The 16,455-nt window shown below is 70.9% G+C and carries 17 protein-coding genes; 15 read left to right on the top strand and 2 right to left on the bottom strand.

The genetic code is table 11. The features are described 5' to 3' along the window. The first annotated feature begins 35 nt into the window (after positions 1-35). From ACFOY2_RS24705 to ACFOY2_RS24735, 7 genes are all read left to right on the top strand, one after another. Positions 36-554, top strand: coding sequence for a hypothetical protein (locus ACFOY2_RS24705; RefSeq protein WP_379530451.1), 519 nt, complete (start codon positions 36-38; stop codon positions 552-554). Positions 555-739: 185 nt separating this feature from the next. After that, the gene (gene pafA / locus ACFOY2_RS24710; RefSeq protein WP_347696829.1) at positions 740-2,098 is read left to right on the top strand and encodes a Pup--protein ligase; all 1,359 of its coding nucleotides are present in this window, start codon (positions 740-742) and stop codon (positions 2,096-2,098) included. 75 nt (positions 2,099-2,173) lie between these two features. Then, positions 2,174-3,130, top strand: coding sequence for an FKBP-type peptidyl-prolyl cis-trans isomerase (locus ACFOY2_RS24715; RefSeq protein WP_379530452.1), 957 nt, complete (start codon positions 2,174-2,176; stop codon positions 3,128-3,130). A gap of 96 nt (positions 3,131-3,226) precedes the next feature. Next, a complete protein-coding gene (locus ACFOY2_RS24720) occupies positions 3,227-4,126 on the top strand; it encodes an FKBP-type peptidyl-prolyl cis-trans isomerase (protein WP_379530453.1) in 900 nt (299 codons plus the stop codon). 41 nt (positions 4,127-4,167) lie between these two features. After that, positions 4,168-4,521: a hypothetical protein gene (locus tag ACFOY2_RS24725; protein ID WP_379530454.1), complete on the top strand. Its 354-nt coding sequence runs from the start codon at positions 4,168-4,170 to the stop codon at positions 4,519-4,521. A gap of 9 nt (positions 4,522-4,530) precedes the next feature. Continuing rightward, the gene (locus ACFOY2_RS24730; protein WP_379530455.1) at positions 4,531-5,187 is read left to right on the top strand and encodes a helix-turn-helix transcriptional regulator; all 657 of its coding nucleotides are present in this window, start codon (positions 4,531-4,533) and stop codon (positions 5,185-5,187) included. 7 nt (positions 5,188-5,194) lie between these two features. Next, positions 5,195-5,683: a DUF3291 domain-containing protein gene (locus ACFOY2_RS24735; protein WP_379530456.1), complete on the top strand. Its 489-nt coding sequence runs from the start codon at positions 5,195-5,197 to the stop codon at positions 5,681-5,683. On the opposite strand, the gene ACFOY2_RS24740 is transcribed toward ACFOY2_RS24735, so the two are convergent. After that, positions 5,629-6,696 (bottom strand): DUF3866 family protein, encoded by a 1,068-nt coding sequence (locus tag ACFOY2_RS24740; protein ID WP_379530457.1) that lies wholly within the window; start codon positions 6,694-6,696, stop codon positions 5,629-5,631. The genes ACFOY2_RS24735 and ACFOY2_RS24740 overlap by 55 nt on opposite strands. Positions 6,697-6,734: 38 nt before the next feature. Here ACFOY2_RS24740 and ACFOY2_RS24745 point away from each other — a divergent pair, with 38 nt between their 5' ends. From ACFOY2_RS24745 to ACFOY2_RS24775, 7 genes are all read left to right on the top strand, one after another. Next, on the top strand, positions 6,735-7,709 hold the full coding sequence (locus ACFOY2_RS24745; RefSeq protein WP_379530458.1) for a helix-turn-helix transcriptional regulator: 975 nt from the start codon (positions 6,735-6,737) through the stop codon (positions 7,707-7,709). Further along, positions 7,693-8,658 (top strand): helix-turn-helix transcriptional regulator, encoded by a 966-nt coding sequence (locus ACFOY2_RS24750; RefSeq protein WP_379530459.1) that lies wholly within the window; start codon positions 7,693-7,695, stop codon positions 8,656-8,658. The genes ACFOY2_RS24745 and ACFOY2_RS24750 overlap by 17 nt, the downstream gene beginning before the upstream one ends. Then, positions 8,655-8,855, top strand: a complete 201-nt coding sequence (locus ACFOY2_RS24755; protein ID WP_379530460.1) for a hypothetical protein — start codon at positions 8,655-8,657, stop codon at positions 8,853-8,855. Before ACFOY2_RS24750 ends, ACFOY2_RS24755 begins: the two co-directional genes overlap by 4 nt. A 29-nt stretch (positions 8,856-8,884) precedes the next feature. Beyond that, positions 8,885-9,217, top strand: coding sequence for a Sec-independent protein translocase subunit TatA (gene tatA, locus ACFOY2_RS24760; protein WP_379530461.1), 333 nt, complete (start codon positions 8,885-8,887; stop codon positions 9,215-9,217). Between the two features lie 33 nt (positions 9,218-9,250). Further along, complete coding sequence (gene tatC / locus ACFOY2_RS24765) at positions 9,251-10,180, top strand: twin-arginine translocase subunit TatC (protein WP_379530462.1); 930 nt, start codon at positions 9,251-9,253, stop codon at positions 10,178-10,180. Positions 10,181-10,196: 16 nt separating this feature from the next. Next, a complete protein-coding gene (locus ACFOY2_RS24770; protein WP_379530463.1) occupies positions 10,197-11,084 on the top strand; it encodes a diacylglycerol/lipid kinase family protein in 888 nt (295 codons plus the stop codon). A gap of 143 nt (positions 11,085-11,227) precedes the next feature. After that, a complete protein-coding gene (locus ACFOY2_RS24775; RefSeq protein ID WP_379530464.1) occupies positions 11,228-13,948 on the top strand; it encodes a DEAD/DEAH box helicase in 2,721 nt (906 codons plus the stop codon). On the opposite strand, the gene ACFOY2_RS24780 is transcribed toward ACFOY2_RS24775, so the two are convergent. Then, positions 13,949-14,134 (bottom strand): hypothetical protein, encoded by a 186-nt coding sequence (locus ACFOY2_RS24780; protein WP_379530465.1) that lies wholly within the window; start codon positions 14,132-14,134, stop codon positions 13,949-13,951. 369 nt (positions 14,135-14,503) lie between these two features. Here ACFOY2_RS24780 and ACFOY2_RS24785 point away from each other — a divergent pair, with 369 nt between their 5' ends. Further along, positions 14,504-16,306 (top strand): ABC transporter ATP-binding protein, encoded by a 1,803-nt coding sequence (locus ACFOY2_RS24785; RefSeq protein ID WP_379530466.1) that lies wholly within the window; start codon positions 14,504-14,506, stop codon positions 16,304-16,306. Positions 16,307-16,455: the final 149 nt, after the last annotated feature.

The following is a 16,455-nucleotide window of genomic DNA, read 5'->3' on the forward strand; positions in this document are numbered from 1 at the left end:
GGTGATGGAGGATCTTAAGGTCCGTGAACACTCCCATGCGTAGCCTCCTGGCGGGCAGTGCGGCCGCCACGGTGATGTTGACGTCCGGCGTGGCCGCCCACGCCGCCACGGCCGCGTACCCCGCGTACAAGGCTCCCAAGCCGTTCGGCACCACGTTCCAGGCCGACCCCGGGCACGATTTCACCAAGCGGATCCACCCCCGCCACAACGGCGTTCTGCGCGGCTGGATCACCGACGTGCAGGGCGGCTTGGCCGAGTACGAGCCGATCAAGTGGAAGAAGGACACCCACACCGAGGGGTACTTCGTCGGCCCGTCCGAGGGCACCGTCATGGCCTACGCCTCGCCGATCGCCAAGGACGTGGTGTTCCTGTCGGCGCTGGGCTGCAAGCCGTTGATGAGCGGCGACCTGACGGTCGATCGCAAGACGGGCCTGGGCGCCAAGCGGTGCTCCAGGGACGTGCTGGTCAAGCGGCACGGCCAGGGGCCGAGGCCCTCGTTCATCACCGTCCACCAGGGGAAGATCGTCAAGGTTCAGGAGATCTACACGCCGTGAGGCCCGCGCCGCGGCATCCGCGCCCCGTGGGGGCGGGCGCGGGGCGATGCGGCCGGGACGAGGCGGGTTCGGCGGACCGCGGCCTGCGGGGGCGGGCGCGGGATGAAGGGGGCAAAAGGGTCCGCCCGGGAAAACACCCGGGAAGATCTCTCCCGCTGGCCGATCCGTGGGCATAGTGTGAGGTGATGGATCGTCGCATCTTCGGGCTGGAGAACGAGTACGGCGTGACCTGCACGTTCAGGGGACAGCGCAGACTGTCGCCGGACGAGGTCGCGCGGTACCTGTTCCGGCGGGTCGTGTCCTGGGGCCGATCGAGCAACGTCTTCCTTCGCAACGGCGCGCGTCTCTACCTCGACGTGGGCAGCCATCCTGAGTACGCAACACCCGAGTGTGACAACGTCATCGAACTCGTCACCCACGACAAGGCCGGCGAGCGCATTCTCGAGGGCCTGCTGGTGGACGCCGAGAAGCGGTTGCGCGAAGAGGGCATCGCCGGTGACATCTATCTGTTCAAGAACAACACGGACTCAGCCGGCAACTCCTACGGCTGCCACGAGAACTACCTGGTCGGCAGGCACGGGGAGTTCGGGCGGCTGGCGGACGTGCTGATCCCGTTCCTGGTGACGCGTCAGATCGTCTGCGGGGCCGGCAAGGTCCTGCAGACGCCGCGCGGCGCCGTTTACTGCGTCTCGCAGCGGGCCGAGCACATCTGGGAGGGCGTCTCCAGCGCCACCACCCGTTCCAGGCCCATCATCAACACGCGCGACGAGCCCCACGCCGACGCCGAGCGGTTCCGCCGCCTGCACGTCATCGTGGGCGACTCCAACATGAGCGAGACCACCATGCTGCTCAAGGTCGGCGCCACCGACCTGGTGCTGCGCATGATCGAGTCGGGCACGGTGATGCGCGACCTGTCGCTGGAGAACCCGATCAGGGCCATCCGCGAGGTCTCCCACGACATGACCGGCAGGCGCAGGGTGCGCCTGGCCAACGGGCGTGAGGCCTCGAGCCTGGAGATCCAGCAGGAGTACCTGTCGAAGGCGAAGGACTTCGTCGACCGCCGCGGCGGCGACGCCATCGCCCACCGGGTGCTGGAGCTGTGGGAGCGCACGCTGACCGCGGTCGACACCGGCAACCTGGACCTGGTCTCACGCGAGATCGACTGGGTGACCAAATACCAGCTCATCGAGCGTTACAGGAAGAAGTACGACCTGCCGCTGTCCTCGCCCCGCGTGGCCCAGCTCGACCTGGCCTACCACGACGTGCACCGCAAGCGCGGCCTGTTCTACCTGCTGCAAAAGCGCGGCTCGGTGGAGCGGGTGGCCTCCGACCTGAAGATCTTCGAGGCCAAGTCGGTGCCGCCGCAGACGACCAGGGCGCGTCTGCGGGGCGAGTTCATCCGCAAGGCGCAGGAGAAGCGGCGCGACTTCACCGTCGACTGGGTGCATCTGAAGCTGAACGACCAGGCCCAGCGCACGGTGCTGTGCAAGGACCCGTTCCGCAGCGTGGACGAGCGGGTCGACAAGCTGATCGCCGGCATGTAGTGATCCGTTTACCTCGGGCCTACCTCGACGTCGGGTAGTGTGACGCGAACCTGCCGTCTGCTCCGAGGGAAGTCCATGCGTCGCGCTCTGGCCGTCCTGGCCGCTGTGCCTTTGCTGCTCTTCGCCGCCGCGTGCGGCGGCTCCGACGGGGGGGGCAACACCGCCGCCACCACCGGAGCCACCACCGCCGCCGCCGGCGCGTCGTCGGGGCTGAAGGTGGGGGGCACCGTGGGAGCCAAGCCCACGGTGACCTTCCCCGCCGGCCAGCCCGCGACCAAGTCGTCCTACGAGGTGGTCCAGCCCGGCACGGGCGCCGGCCTCAAGGCGGGCGACAAGGTGATCGTCAACCTGACCGTCTACGACTGGGACGGCAAGGGCAACGCCGCTCAGGGCTCCACCTACGACACCAAGGCGCCCGAGACGATCGCGATCGACCAGCGCATCCCGCAGGTGCTGCAGGAGGGCTTCACCAAGGTCAAGCACGGCGGCCGGCTGCTGGCGGTGCTGGCCAACGACTCAGTGGCCCAGCAGCAGCAGACGCAGCCGCCCGCGCCGACCAAGGTGTTCGTGTTCGACGTGGTCGGCACCGCGCCGACCCCGTTGAAGGCCGTCAGCGGCAAGGAGACGGGCGAGAGCATCAAGGGCGTCAAGGTGGAGAACCCGGCCCCGGACAAGGCGCCTGCGCTGAGCACCAAGACCGAGGAGAAGGCGCCGAAGGACCTCGTCGTCAAGACGCTCATCACCGGCACCGGCGAGAAGACCAAGGCCGGCCAGACGCTCACCGTGCAGTACACGGGCAAGCTCTGGGGCAGCGACAAGCAGTTCGACTCGAGCTGGGAGCGCGGCGTGCCGGCTGAGTTCCCGCTCGCCGGAGTGATCGAGGGCTGGCAGAAGGGCCTGGTCGGGGTGCCGGTCGGCAGTCGCGTGGTGATGAGCATCCCGCCGGAGATGGCCTACAAGGGCGAGGAGAAGCCGGGCATCCCCGCCAACAGCACCCTGGTGTTCGTCGTGGACGTCCTGGGCGCCTACTAGATCGCGCCCGTTCCCGCGATGGGCGGGTCCGTCGAGCGGTAGCATCGCGGGGCCCGGTGGCGCAGCGCCGCCGGGCCGTCCCGCGCAGGAGGGCCGATGCTCCGCAGAATGACCGCGTTGCTGCTGCTGACGCCGCTGCTGGCGGCCGGGTGCACGGGCCGGGACGCCGGCCCGCTCGACCTGCGGGTGGACGGCGCGTTCGGCGCCCGCCCGACGATCGTCTTCCCCGGCGGCAAACCCGCGCGGGGGCTGCAGGTCGAGGAGCTGGCCACGGGCAAGGGCGCGCGGCTGGGCGGCGAGGACGTGGCCATCGTCCAGTACACCGCCCACGTGTGGGACGGCGGCCGCAACCGCCTGGTCGACTCCAGCTTCAACCGCGGCGCCCCGGCCGCCTTCCCCGTCGGCGCCCTGGTGCCGGGGCTGGACAAGGCGCTGCGGGGCCGCACGGTGGGCAGCAGGGTGATCGCCGCCATCCCGCCCGAGGACGGCTTCGGCCCCAACCCGCCGCACGGCGTGTCGCCGGGCGAGGAGCTGTTCTACGTGCTCGACATCCTCGGCGCGCACGCCAAGGGCGTCTCGGTCGAGGCGGACGGCGGCACGCTGGCGGGCGTGCGCGTCACCGGCGGCCCCCGGCCGGGGGTGCGGGTGCCGGAAGGGCCGCCGCCCGCCGGGTTCGTCACCAAGCTGCTGGCCGAGGGCCAGGGCCGCAGGACGCGGGCGGGCCAGCTCGTCGTCACCCAGTACGAGGGCGCGGTGTGGAGCTTGCGGCGCATCTTCGAGGCGACCTGGACGAGCGGGCAGCCGAAGGCGTTCAGAATCGGCGACGGCAGCGTGATCAAGGCGTGGGACAAGGCGCTGGTGGGCGTGCCCGCCGGCAGCCGGGTCCTGATGATCGTCCCGCCCTCCTACGGGTACGGCGCGGCCGGGTATCCGGCGGCCGGGATCAAGAGCTCCGACACGCTCGTGTTCGTCGTGGACGTCATCGCCGCCTACTGAGGCCGTTCACGGGGGCCGCCCGGCGGGGCAGGATGGGAGCCATGATCAGGACTCTCATCGTCGCCGCGTCGGTCTTAGCCGTTCTGCTCGGTTCCGCCCCCGCCGCCTCCGCCGCGGCCAACCCGCCCTTCTGCAAGGGCGTCAAGCCCTGCGGTTTCGGCGGCGACCAGGGCCAGACGTGGGTGCACGCCTCGGCCTCCTCGGCCGCCAAGGGCCGCTCCGTGGCCGCCAAGCTGCTGCGCAACGCCAAGGCCGTGCACCGCCGCTACCACGCGCCCGAGTGGGTCGACATCTGGGTGATCAAGAAGGGTGCCTGCTGGCGCAAGTACGGCGGGGTGCCGTCCAGGCCGAGCCGCGCGTGCACCTACAAGCACCTGGAGCGCAAGCTTTCGTAGACTCCGCCTGTGAGCAACGACGACCTCGACGCGCTGGCCCTGCTGCACGATCCCGTACGCCGTAGCCTGTACGCCGCCGTGGCGGCCGGCGGCGGCGAGGTGGGCAGGACGGAGGCCGCCGAGGCCGCCGGCGTGTCCAGGACGCTGGCCGGCCACCACCTCGACAAGCTGGTCGAGGCCGGGCTGCTGGAGAGCGGCTTTCGCCCGCAGGACAAGAAGGGGCCGGGCAGCGGCCGGCCGGCCAAGGTCTATCGCAGGGCCGGGGGCGAGCGGTCGGTGAGCGTGCCGCCGCGCGACTACGCCGCCCTGGCCTCGGTCCTGGCCGACGTGGTCGACGAGCTCGGCGCCGAGGAGCAGGCGGAACGGGCGGCGCGCGCGGCGGGCGCCCGCATGGCCGGGCGGCACCCGGGCGAGCCCGTCGAGCGGGTGCTGGCACGGCGCGGCTATGAGCCGTATGCGGAGGGCGGCGCGCTGCGGCTGCGCAACTGCCCCTTCCACGTGCTGGCCGAACGTCAGCCGCTGCTGGTGTGCTCCATGAACCTGGCCCTGTGCCAGGGGCTGCTCGAAGGGCTGGGTGAGGACCCGGCCAGGGCCGCGCTGGATCCACGGCCGGGGGAGTGCTGCGTCTCTCTAAAACAAATAGATATTGACATAGAAGAGGGCTGATGGTGACATGAGCCTCATGCATCTCGCCCAGCTCAACGTCGCCCACCTGCGCGCGCCCGTCGACTCGCCCGCGCTCGCCGAGTTCGTCGCCCTGCTCGAACCCATCAACGACGTCGCCGACCGGGCCCCGGGGTTCGTGTGGCGGCTGAAGGCCAGCGAGCAGGACCCGACCGCCACCACGATCCACGACTACGGAGACCACCTGCTGGTCAACTTCTCGGTGTGGGAGTCGCTGGAGACGCTGTGGAACTACGCCTACCGCAGCGAGCACCTGGGCGTGCTGCGCCGGCGCAGGGAGTGGTTCCTGCGCATGGCCGAGCCGTACATGGTGATGTGGTGGATCCCGGAAGGCTCCATCCCCTCGCTGGCCGAGGGGATGGCGCGGCTGGAACGCCTCAAGGCCGAAGGCCCCAGCCCGCGGGCGTTCACCTTCAAGGACTCCTACGACAGCAACGAAGCCGTCAGCCGGCCCGCCGCGGCGGAGGCCAGGAAGTAGGGCAGGTCCTCCTCCAGCCCCCTGCCCATGGTCGACAGCCGCACCGGCGACTCGCGCAGCGCCTCGTGCAGGCCCTCCAGCGGCACCGGGACCAGGCGGTGGCGCACCGCCAGCAGTTCGGCCTGGTCCCTGACCCGCTCGCCGAACTCGCCGGGCAGCACCGGCACCGGCACCTCGGCCGGGGTCAGCGCGACCCGGCCGTAGGCGGTCAGCGAGTGGTGGGAGACGCCGTAGTGGCGCTCGCGCCGGTCGCCCTCGCTGACCCGCAGGGCCGCCACCGGGCGGCCCTGCAGCACGCCCGCCGCGTTGACCGCCTCGCCCGCCGACACGCCGGAAAAGCCCCAGCGGGTGCCGGTGCCGAGATTGCCGGGCCCCTGCGTGACGATCGCCACGTCGGCCTCCAGCACGTGCCTGGCCGCCAGCAGCCCCGTGTGGACGGTGACCGCCTCGACGTCGCCGCCGAAGGACTGCCCGACCGTCACCACCCCGGCCAGCCACCCGATCTCGCGCAGCCGGGCCGCCGTCATCGAGAACCACGCCGGCAGCGCGCCGCCGTCCTGCATCACGTACGCCACCCGCGTGCCGGGCGCGCCGGCGTACAGACCGCACAGGATCGGCGCCAGCGCCGAGTGCAGATCCGCCACGATCACCGGCATGCGATCGAGGGAGTCGGCCTCGCGCAACCGGTCGTGATGAGGGGAATCCTGCTCGTCGGCGCCCAGCACCGTGGCCTGCAGCGGGGTGTACCTGGCCTTCACCAGGTGACCCGGACCGTCAGGATCTTGCGGCAAACGGTTCGGGAGGGCCACCACCATGGCGTAACCTCCCGTACCGAGACCCATCGCGAGCGCGGTCGTGTTGAGCAGCACTTCGTCGCCGGGTTCCGGGCGGCCCACCAACGGTGGGTAGGCCAGCGCCCGGCACTCACCTTCGGCGACGGTGACGTCCAGCTCCACCGCTCCCGGCCACTCGCGTCGGATCCGAACAACCTCGCCCTTGCGCCATCTGATCACGGGGGCAGGGTAGCGTCGATGAAGGAGGAGTGAGGCAGATGTCGCGCCGGAAGACAGAACGGTTGCTCAATCTGGTGATCTGCCTGCTCGCCACGCGCAGGCCCCTGTCGGCCGAGCAGATCCGCCAGGCGGTGCCCGGATACGACCGCGACGGCGACGAGGCGTTCCAGCGCATGTTCGAGCGGGACAAGAACGAACTGCGCGAGATCGGCATCCCCATCGACGTGGTCCGCGACCCGTGGGAGGACGAGCCGGGCTACCGCATCGAGCGCGAGTCCTATGAGCTGCCCGAGATCACCCTGGAGCCCGACGAGGCCGCCGTGCTGGGCCTGGCCGCGCAGGTGTGGCAGCGCGCCAGCCTGGCCGAGGCCGCCTCGGGGGCGCTGCTGAAGCTGCGCGCCGGCGGCGTGGCCACCGACGCGCCCGTCGGCGGCTCCATGAGCGGGGGCGCGCTGGAGTTGCGCGTCGACACCCGCGACCCGGCCTTCCCCGCCCTGTGGGACGCCGTGCGCGAGCGGCGCGTGGTGCGCTTCGACTACCGCGCCTCCGGCAGCGAGACCGTCCGCAGCCGCACCGTCGAGCCCTGGGGCGTCGTCAGCCGCCGCGGCCGGTGGTATCTGGCCGGGTTCGACCGCGACAGGGACGCCCCGCGCGCCTTCCGGCTCAGCCGCATCGCCGGGCAGGTCGCCGCCGTCGGCAAGCCGGGTGCCGTCGAAGTGCCCCAGGGCGTCGATCTGCGGGCCATGGTCGGCTTCCCCGACGAGACGCAGGAGGAGCGGGTGGCGCTCGTCCGCGTCCGCCAGGGGACGTGCGAGGGGCTGCGGCAGCTGGCCAGGGCCGTCCACGCCGGCAGCGGCGGATGGGACGAGGCCGAGCTGACCTTCTCCGACCCCGAACGCCTGGCGGGCTGGATGGCCAGCCTCGGCGCCGACGTCGAACTCGTCCAACCCCCGGACGCCAGGGAAGCCGTCATCCGACGACTGAAAGGAGCCGCGCATGAGTGGGTCGGCTGATCGGCTGCCCAGGCTGCTGGCGCTGGTGCCGTACCTGATGTCCCACCCCGGGGCGCAGGTCGGCGAGGTGGCCGCGGTGTTCGGGCTGAGCGAGAAGCAGCTCATCGACGACCTGCAGCTCGTGTGGATGTGCGGGCTGCCCGGACACACCCCGGGCGATCTGATCGACGTCTCCTGGGACGGCGGCGAGATCCTCATCGACAACGCCGACACCATCGCCAGGCCGCTGCGTCTGGCCATCGACGAGGCCAGCGCGCTGCTGGTCGCCCTGCGCACGCTGGCCGCCACCCCCGAGCTGGCCGAGGTGCCGGGCGATGCGCTGCCGCGCGTGATGGCCAAGCTGGAGCGGGCCGCCGGCGAGGGCGCCGCCACCGTCAGCAGCCAGCTCGCCGTCGACGTCGACGCCGCCCCCGACGCGCTGCCGCGCGTGCGCGAGGGGCTGACCAGGGGCCGCAGGCTGTCGCTGCGCTACTACGTGCCCGGACGCGACGAGGTGACGCCGCGCGAGGTCGACCCCATGCGGGTCGTGGTCGTCGACGGGCGGACCTACCTGGAGGGCTGGTGCTACCGGGCCGAGGCGATGCGGCTGTTCCGGCTGGACCGGGTGCTCGGCGTGGACGTGCTCGACGTGCCCGCCGACCCGCCCGCCGAGGCCGAGCCCATCGACGTCACCCGGGGCGTCTTCCGTCCCTCCCCGACCGATGAGCTGGTGGAGTTGGAGGTCAGCGCCGCCGGGCGGTGGGTGGCCGAGTACTACCCGTGCGAGCGCGTCACCGAGCTCGGCGAGGGGCGGCTGCGGGTGGCGCTGCGGGCCCGCGACGAGGACTGGATTCTCAAGCTCGCGCTGCGCCTGGGCGACACCGGCCGGGTCGTCTCGCCGCCGGTGATGGCCGAGACCGTCCGCCTGGAGGCCGAGCGCGCCCTGGCCCTGTACGCTCACCAGTCATGACGTCGATCTACGTGGCCATCGGGCTCGGCGTGGCCGGGCTGGTCGTGATCATGGTCGCGGGTGCCCGCGTCGTCGCCGCGGCACGTACCCTGAATAGGGAAATCGCCGCGGCGAAAGCCCAGCTCGAGCCAAGGCGGGCCAGATTGACGCACCAGGGGGATGAGACCACGCCCCGGGCAGCGTACGATCGTGGCTGAAACCGGCACTCGATAGAAAAGGGCGTTTCATGCCGAACCTTGGAGTTCCCGAACTTCTGATCATCGCGCTGGTGCTCGTGCTGCTGTTCGGCGCCAAGAAGCTGCCCGAGATGGCCAGGGGCGTCGGCCGTTCGCTGCGCATCTTCAAGTCCGAGACCGCCAAGCTGCGCGACGAGGACGAGACCACGCACACGGCCCAGGCCCAGACCCCCTCCTCCGCCTACCCCCAGCCCGCGCAGCCGCAGCCGCAGGTGATCCAGGGCACGCCGGTGCCGTCGGCCGAGGAGCAGGCCCGTCAGCTCGAGGAGCAGGCCGCCAGGCTGCGCGCCAGTGCCGCCGCGCAGGCCGACAAGCGCGTCTGAACCCCCGTCCCTCCTCGTCACCTGGACTGCTAGATGGCGCTGCTGAAACGGTCGAGCCGATCCGAGCGCGACCCCGAAGGTCGCATGCCGCTGATGGAGCACCTGCGTGAGCTGCGCAACCGGCTGCTCATCGCGATGGGCGCCGTGCTCGTGGGCATCATCATCGGATGGTTCTTCTTCGATCCGGTGTGGCAGGTGCTCAAGGCGCCTTACTGTGAGACGCCGCAGTCGACCCAGCTCAACGGGCACTGCGCCCTGACCTACAGCGGCATTTTCCAGTCCTTCTTCATCACGCTGAAGGTCTCGTTGATGATCGGCCTGGTGCTGGCCTGCCCGGTCTGGCTCTACCAGATCTGGGCGTTCGTCACCCCGGCCCTGTATCGCACCGAGAAGCGTTACTCGATCACCTTCCTCGGCCTGGCCGTCCCGCTGTTCGTCCTCGGCGCGGCGCTGGCCTACATCATCATGGACACCAGCCTGGCCATCCTGCTGGGGTTCTCGATCGACGGCACCGTCGCCACCATCGGCATCGACGAATACCTCGACTACGTCCTGATCATGTTGCTGATCTTCGGCGTGTCGTTCGAGCTGCCGCTCCTGCTGGTGTTCCTCAACATCATCGGCATTCTGCCGCACGCCGCCGTGAAGAAGCACCGGCGCACGGTGATCTTCGTGATGTTCGTCTTCGGCGCCGTGATCACCCCCGGCGGCGACCCCATCACGATGATGGCGCTGGCCGCCCCCATGATCATCCTGTTCTTCCTGGCCGAGCTCGTCATGTACCTGCGCGAGAGGCGCGCCCCCGCCGGAGAGGACTTCTCGCACCTGTCCGACGACGAGGCATCCCCGCTCGCCGAGGACCGCGCGCCGACCGCCGACGATGCTCCGCTCGACGACGACTCCGGCCGCAACAGAGATTCCGGCCCCAACAGATCGGATGAGGATTCCGGTTCCGCGCGATAGGCGATAAATTCCGGGCGTGTCCCCTCAACTCGCCCTGCTCGTCAACCCCGCCGCCCGCGGCGGCCGTACGCTGCGCCTGCTCGAACCCGTGGCGCGCCGCCTGCGCGCCGGAGGGGCCGAGTTGTCGGTGATCGTCGGAGACGACGCCACCGACGCGCTGGAACGCGCCTGCACCGCCGTGGCCGAGCGCCCCGACGCGCTCGTCGCCTTCGGCGGCGACGGCCTGGTGCACCTGGCCGTGCAGGCCGTGGCCGGCACCGACGTGCCGCTCGGCATCATCCCCGCGGGCACGGGCAACGACATCGCCCGCGCGCTCGGCGTGCCCGCCCGCGACCCCATCGCCGCCGCCCGCGCCGTGCTGCGCATGAAGTCGCGCCTCGTGGACGCCGCCCGCATCAGGGCCGGGCAGACCGAGGAGCTGTTCGCCGGGGTGGTGTGCTGCGGGTTCGACTCGCGGGTCAACGAGCGGGCCAACCGGCTCGCTTGGCCGCCGGGCAGGGCCCGCTACCTGGTGGCCACCGCGCGGGAGTTGCGCTCGTTCCGTCCGATCCCCTACCGGGTGACCTTCGACGACGGCGAGGTGGTCGAGCGGGAGGTCATGCTGGTGGCCGTGGGCAACACCTGCTCCTACGGCGCGGGCATGCGGGTGTGCCCCGACGCGCGGCCCGACGACGGGCTGCTGGACGTGGTGATGCTGGAGGCGGTCTCGAAGGCCGAGTTCGTGCGGATGTTCCCGAGCGTGTACCGGGGCGCGCATCTCGGCCATCGGGCGGTGTCGGTGCGGCGTGCGCGCAGCGTGCGCGTGGAGGCACAGGACGTCTACGCCTACGCCGACGGCGAACGGGTGGGCCCCGCGCCGATGGAGTGCGAGGTGCGGCCGGGCGCGCTGCGCGTCATCGTTTGAAATCTACTTTGTAAAGGCGCCTGGCCGGAGGCCGGATCCGCCGCGCGGGCGGCGCACGGCACACGGCCGCGCCGGCGGCCCGCTGAGAGGGCGGTGCGATGGGAGGGACAGACCGGAATGGCGATTTCGGTAGGCTGACGGGTATGACGACGCCAGCGGATCGCTATGCGGCCTTCCGTCAGAAGCACGGAGACGACGGGGCCGCGCTGAGATCGTTCCGAGGTCACTACGACTTCGAGCTGGATGAATTCCAGTTGGACGCCTGCCGTGCGCTGGAGGCGGGAGACGGCGTCCTGGTGGCGGCGCCCACGGGGTCGGGCAAGACCGTGGTCGGCGAGTTCGCCGTCCATCTGGCGCTGGAGCAGGGCCGCAAGTGCTTCTACACCACGCCCATCAAGGCGCTGTCCAACCAGAAGTACAACGACCTGGTCAAACGGTACGGCACGGCCAAGGTCGGCCTGCTGACCGGCGACAACAGCGTCAACGGCGAGGCCCCCATCGTGGTCATGACCACCGAGGTGCTGCGCAACATGCTCTACGCCGGCTCGGCGACGCTGGGCGGGCTCGGGTTCGCGGTCATGGATGAGGTCCACTACCTGGCCGACCGCTTCCGCGGCGCGGTCTGGGAAGAGGTCATCATCCACCTGCCGGAGTCGGTGCGGCTGGTGGCGCTGTCGGCGACGGTCAGCAACGCCGAGGAGTTCGGCGAGTGGCTCGGCGAGGTGCGCGGCGACACCACGGTGATCGTCGACGAGCACCGGCCGGTACCCCTGTGGCAGCACATGATGGTCGGTCACCGCATCTACGACATCTTCGTCGGCGACGACCCGCCCCGCATCAACCCGACGCTGATGCGGGTGACGCGCGACGCCGAGCGGCTGATGGCGGGCCGCGGCAGGCGCGGCAACGGCCGGCCGCAGCGTTCCAGGCCGCCGGACCGCGTGCAGGTGATCGAGAAGCTCGACGCCGAGGCCCTGCTGCCCGCGATCACGTTCATCTTCTCCCGCGCGGGCTGCGACGCGGCCGTGAAGCAGTGCCTGTACTCCGGCATCCGGCTCACCACCGAGCGCGAGCAGCACGAGATCAGGCAGCTCGTCGACGAGCGCACCGCCCACCTGCCCGACGAGGACCTGGCGGTGCTCGGCTACCTGGAGTGGCGCGACTGCCTGGAGCGGGGCCTGGCGGCCCACCATGCCGGGATGTTGCCGGCCTTCAAGGAGGTCGTGGAGGAGCTGTTCACCCGCGGCCTGGTCAAGGCCGTCTTCGCCACCGAGACGCTGGCGCTGGGCATCAACATGCCGGCGCGCAGCGTGGTGATCGAGAAGCTCGACAAGTGGAACGGCGAGACCCACGCCGACCTGACGCCGGGCGAGTACACCCAGCTCACCGGGCGGGCCGGGCGGCGCGGCATCGACATCGAGGGCCACGCCGTGGTGTTGTGGCAGGCGGGCATGGATCCGCTGTCGGTGGCGGGCCTGGCCGGCACCCGTACGTATCCGCTGCGCTCCAGCTTCCAGCCCTCCTACAACATGGCGGTCAACCTCGTCGGCCAGTTCGGCCGCGAGCGGGCCAGGACGCTGCTGGAGGAGTCCTTCGCGCAGTTCCAGGCCGACCGGGCGGTCGTGGGGCTGGCCAAGCAGCTTCGCAAGCACGAGGAGGCCCTGGAGGGCTACCAGGAGGCCATGACGTGCCACCTGGGCGACTTCCCGGAGTACGCGGCGCTGCGCCGGCGTCTGTCCGACCGCGAGGCCGAGCTGGCCAAGCAGCGCGGCGCCGCCCGGCGGGCCGCGGCGGTGCGCTCGCTGGAGGCGCTGCAGCCGGGCGATGTGATCCGGGTGCCGGGCGGGCGCAGGGCGGGCCTGGCGATCGTGCTCGACCCCGGGCGCAACCCGCGCGGTCACGGGCCGAGCCCGCTGGTGCTGACGATCGGCAAGCAGATCAAGAAGCTCGACCCTGCCGACTTCCCCGTGCCGGTCGAGCCCCTGGAGAAGCTGCGCATCCCGAAGAACTTCAACGGCCGCTCGCCCAAGGAGCGGGCCAACCTCGTCTCCACGCTGCTGGCCAAGATCGGCGATCGCGACCTCGGCAAGCCGGCCAGGGCGCGCGACCACTCCGTCGAGGACGACGAGGTCAACGAGCTGCGCCGGCGCATCCGCCAGCACCCGTGCCACGGCTGCGACGAGCGTGAGGACCACGCGCGGTGGGCCGAGCGCTACCACAAGCTGGCGCGCGAGACCGAGGGGCTGCGCCGCCGCGTCGAGGGCCGCTCCCACGTCATCTCCCGCACCTTCGACCGCATCTGCTCGGTGCTGGAGCAGCTGGGTTATCTCGATGGCGAGACCGTCACCGACGAGGGGCGCCGGCTGGGCCGCCTCTACACCGAGCTGGACCTGCTGACCGCCGAGTCCCTGCGCAACGGACTGTGGGAGGAGCTCGACCCGGCCGAGCTGGCGGCGTGCGTGTCGGCGCTGGTCTTCGAGGCGCGGGCCTCCGACGACACGCGCCGCCCCAAGATCCCCGCCGGGCGCGCCCAGGACGCGCTGACGGCGATGATGCGGCTGTGGGGCGAGCTGGAGGGCATCGAGTCCGACCACGGCCTGTCCACGATCAGGGAGCCCGACATGGGGTTCGCGTGGGCGGCGTTCCGCTGGACCAAGGGCCACAGCCTCGACGCCGTGCTCATGGACGGCATCAACGGCAACGAGCTGGCGGCCGGCGACTTCGTCCGGTGGGTCAAGCAGCTCATGGACCTGCTCGGGCAGCTCGGCAACGCGGTGCCGCCGGGAAGCAAGATCAAGCAGACGGCCGGCAAGGCCGTGGACGCCATGCGGCGGGGCGTGGTCGCCTACTCGTCGCTGACCTGATCACTCGCCTTTCCGCAGGCCGAACACCGTCAGCGCCACGCCCAGCAGGCCCACGACCACGCCGGCGGCCGTGAGCGCGCCGCCGTCCAGTACCAGGTGCAGCAGGCCGAAGCCCTTGTCGAAGAAGCGGTCGGCGATGAGCGAGCCGAAGCCCTGGATCATGAGGAGCACCCCGAGAAACGTCATGCGTCCATGCTGGCGGCGGGGGGCCCGGCGTGCCATCGGACCAAAGTATCGGGTGCACTGGTCGTCAGTAGCATCTTTGGCGATCGCATGACCATTTCTAGTGACTTTACGCTTTTGCACGGTATTTAAATATCGCCGTGAATCGCCCTTACTGGGCCGTTTTGCCGGTCAAGCTTTTTGGGGTGCGATGAATATGTCGTGCTTTGTCGCAATTCGGGTGCTAGCGTCTGAAATGTGTAAGTGTCAGCCAACCACACAGGGGGGAATCATGGCTAGCACTCAGCTCACACAGGTCGGATTCCAACAGGGATGGGGCTGCCGTAGGCGACGTCGTCGCTGGTGGGGCTGCCCCCGCCGCAGGTGGTGGTGGTGCTAGACAACACCCGTGAGAGCCGGCGGCCCCGCCGTCGGCTCTCATTGACTGCTTCCGGCCGGGAACTCGCGCCGGCGATTTCACTGCGCCGCACATTTCGCGAGTTCTGGCCGGACACCCGTGGGCTGCGCCGCCTATTCGTCGCCGGGGCCTTCTTCGCCGTCCTGGCCGCACTGTGCGAAGTCGCCGCGATCCGCCTGTTCGGCCACATCACCGACGAGGTGCTGACCACGAAACAACTGGCGGCGTTCTGGGCCCCGGCGTTCGCCTGGCTGGGGCTGGCCGCCATCGCCGGCGCGACCTCCTTCGCCGGCTCCTACCTCACGGCGCTCGGCGCGGAACGCTTCCTGCTCACGCTGCGCGACCGGGTCTTCGCCCACCTGCAGACCCTCGCCCCCGACTTCTCGGAGAACCGGCGCCTGGGCGATCTCATGGCCCGCCTCACCGACGACATCGAGGCCATCGAGGAACTCGTCGGCTCCGGCCTGGTCAAGGCGTTCACCACGGTCGTCAGCGTGATCTTCTTCGCGGGGGCGGCCTTCTTCATCCGCTGGGACCTCGCGCTGCTCACCATGGCGCTCATCCCGGCGTTCCTGGTGGTCTCCAAAGTGTTCGCCGGGCGGTTCAGGACGGCCGCCGCGCGCGAGCGCGCCAGCAACGGGGCCATGAACAGCGTCCTGGAGGAAGGGCTGGCCAACCAGCCGCTCGTGCAGGCCTACAACCGGCAGGAAGCCGAGTCGCGGCGGCTGCACCGCGAAGGGGGCCGCTGGCTGCGCGCCAACATGTCCCAGGCGTGGCTGTCGGGTCTGTACGGCCCCGCCGTCCAGGTCATCGAGACCGTCTGCCTGATCGTCATCCTCGGCTTCGGCGCGTGGGAGATCACCGCGGGCCGGCTGACGCTCGGCGGGCTGCTGGCCTTCGCCGCCTACCTGGCCCTGCTGTACCCGGCCGTCCAAGGGCTGGGGGAGATGGCCCTGACGGTGTCGCAAGCCGCCGCGGGGGCCGACCGGGTCATCGAACTCCTGCGCGGCCGGCCCACCGTCACCGACGCCCCCGGAGCCGTGGCGGTCGGGCGAAGCCGCGGGCTGGTGTCGTTCGAGAAGGTCGGCTTCGCCTACCCGGGGCGGGGACGGCCCGCGCTGCAGGAGTTGTCGTTCAGCGCCGTCCCCGGCCAGGTCGTCGTCCTGACCGGGCCCAGCGGGGCGGGCAAGTCCACGATCGCCAAGCTGCTGCTGCGCTTCTACGAACCGGGCGCCGGCCGCATCCTGCTCGACGGCGTCGACATCCGGGGCCTGACCCGGCGCTCGCTGCGCGAGAACGTCACCGTGCTGCACCAGGAGACACTGCTGTTCTCGGGGTCGGTACGCGACAACATCGCCTACGGCCGGCCGGGAGCCTCGCTGGAGGAGATCATCGGGGCCGCCGAGGCGGCCGGCGTGCACGACTTCGTCAAACTGCTGCCCCAGGGGTACGACACGCCGGTGGGGCAGCGGGGGCGGCTGCTGTCCGGCGGGCAGCGGCAGCGGATCGCGATCGCCAGGGCCATCCTGCGGGACGCGCCCGTGCTGGTGCTCGACGAACCCATGACCGGGCTCGACGAGGGGACGGTCGAGCAGGTCATGCGGCCGCTGCGGCGGCTGATGGCCGGGCGGACGACGCTGTTGATCACGCACGATCTGCGGCACGTTCCCGAAGGGGCCCGGATGGTGCACGTGGATCCGGTGCCCCGGGTGGATCGGGTCCGGCTCAAGCGCGTCGGCTTCCAACCCCACACCGCCCGCCTGTCAGCCCCACCCTGACGGAGCTCTCCTCCGCCCGGCACCCGTCCTTCGTGGGCGGGTGCCGGGGTGGTTCCGGAACGGACTACAGGCGGCGGTGTGGCATGAGCGCGGGGCGGCGTCGGCGGGCGTGGCCTGCGGTGCGGGCGCTGGGTGGTGCGGGTTTAGGG

Origin of the sequence: Nonomuraea purpurea (genome assembly GCF_042650645.1) — a bacterium.
Lineage (GTDB): Bacteria > Actinomycetota > Actinomycetes > Streptosporangiales > Streptosporangiaceae > Nonomuraea > Nonomuraea purpurea.

Bases quoted from the DNA above. Each gene is read 5' to 3' on its own strand.
- ACFOY2_RS24705 (WP_379530451.1), top strand. From the start codon at position 36: ATGCGTAGCCTCCTGGCGGGCAGTGCGGCCGCCACGGTGATGTTGACG.
- pafA (WP_347696829.1), top strand. From the start codon at position 740: ATGGATCGTCGCATCTTCGGGCTGGAGAACGAGTACGGCGTGACCTGC.
- ACFOY2_RS24715 (WP_379530452.1), top strand. From the start codon at position 2,174: ATGCGTCGCGCTCTGGCCGTCCTGGCCGCTGTGCCTTTGCTGCTCTTC.
- ACFOY2_RS24720 (WP_379530453.1), top strand. From the start codon at position 3,227: ATGCTCCGCAGAATGACCGCGTTGCTGCTGCTGACGCCGCTGCTGGCG.
- ACFOY2_RS24725 (WP_379530454.1), top strand. From the start codon at position 4,168: ATGATCAGGACTCTCATCGTCGCCGCGTCGGTCTTAGCCGTTCTGCTC.
- ACFOY2_RS24735 (WP_379530456.1), top strand. From the start codon at position 5,195: ATGAGCCTCATGCATCTCGCCCAGCTCAACGTCGCCCACCTGCGCGCG.
- ACFOY2_RS24745 (WP_379530458.1), top strand. From the start codon at position 6,735: ATGTCGCGCCGGAAGACAGAACGGTTGCTCAATCTGGTGATCTGCCTG.
- ACFOY2_RS24750 (WP_379530459.1), top strand. From the start codon at position 7,693: ATGAGTGGGTCGGCTGATCGGCTGCCCAGGCTGCTGGCGCTGGTGCCG.
- ACFOY2_RS24755 (WP_379530460.1), top strand. From the start codon at position 8,655: ATGACGTCGATCTACGTGGCCATCGGGCTCGGCGTGGCCGGGCTGGTC.
- tatA (WP_379530461.1), top strand. From the start codon at position 8,885: ATGCCGAACCTTGGAGTTCCCGAACTTCTGATCATCGCGCTGGTGCTC.
- tatC (WP_379530462.1), top strand. From the start codon at position 9,251: ATGGCGCTGCTGAAACGGTCGAGCCGATCCGAGCGCGACCCCGAAGGT.
- ACFOY2_RS24775 (WP_379530464.1), top strand. From the start codon at position 11,228: ATGACGACGCCAGCGGATCGCTATGCGGCCTTCCGTCAGAAGCACGGA.
- ACFOY2_RS24780 (WP_379530465.1), bottom strand. From the start codon at position 14,134: ATGACGTTTCTCGGGGTGCTCCTCATGATCCAGGGCTTCGGCTCGCTC.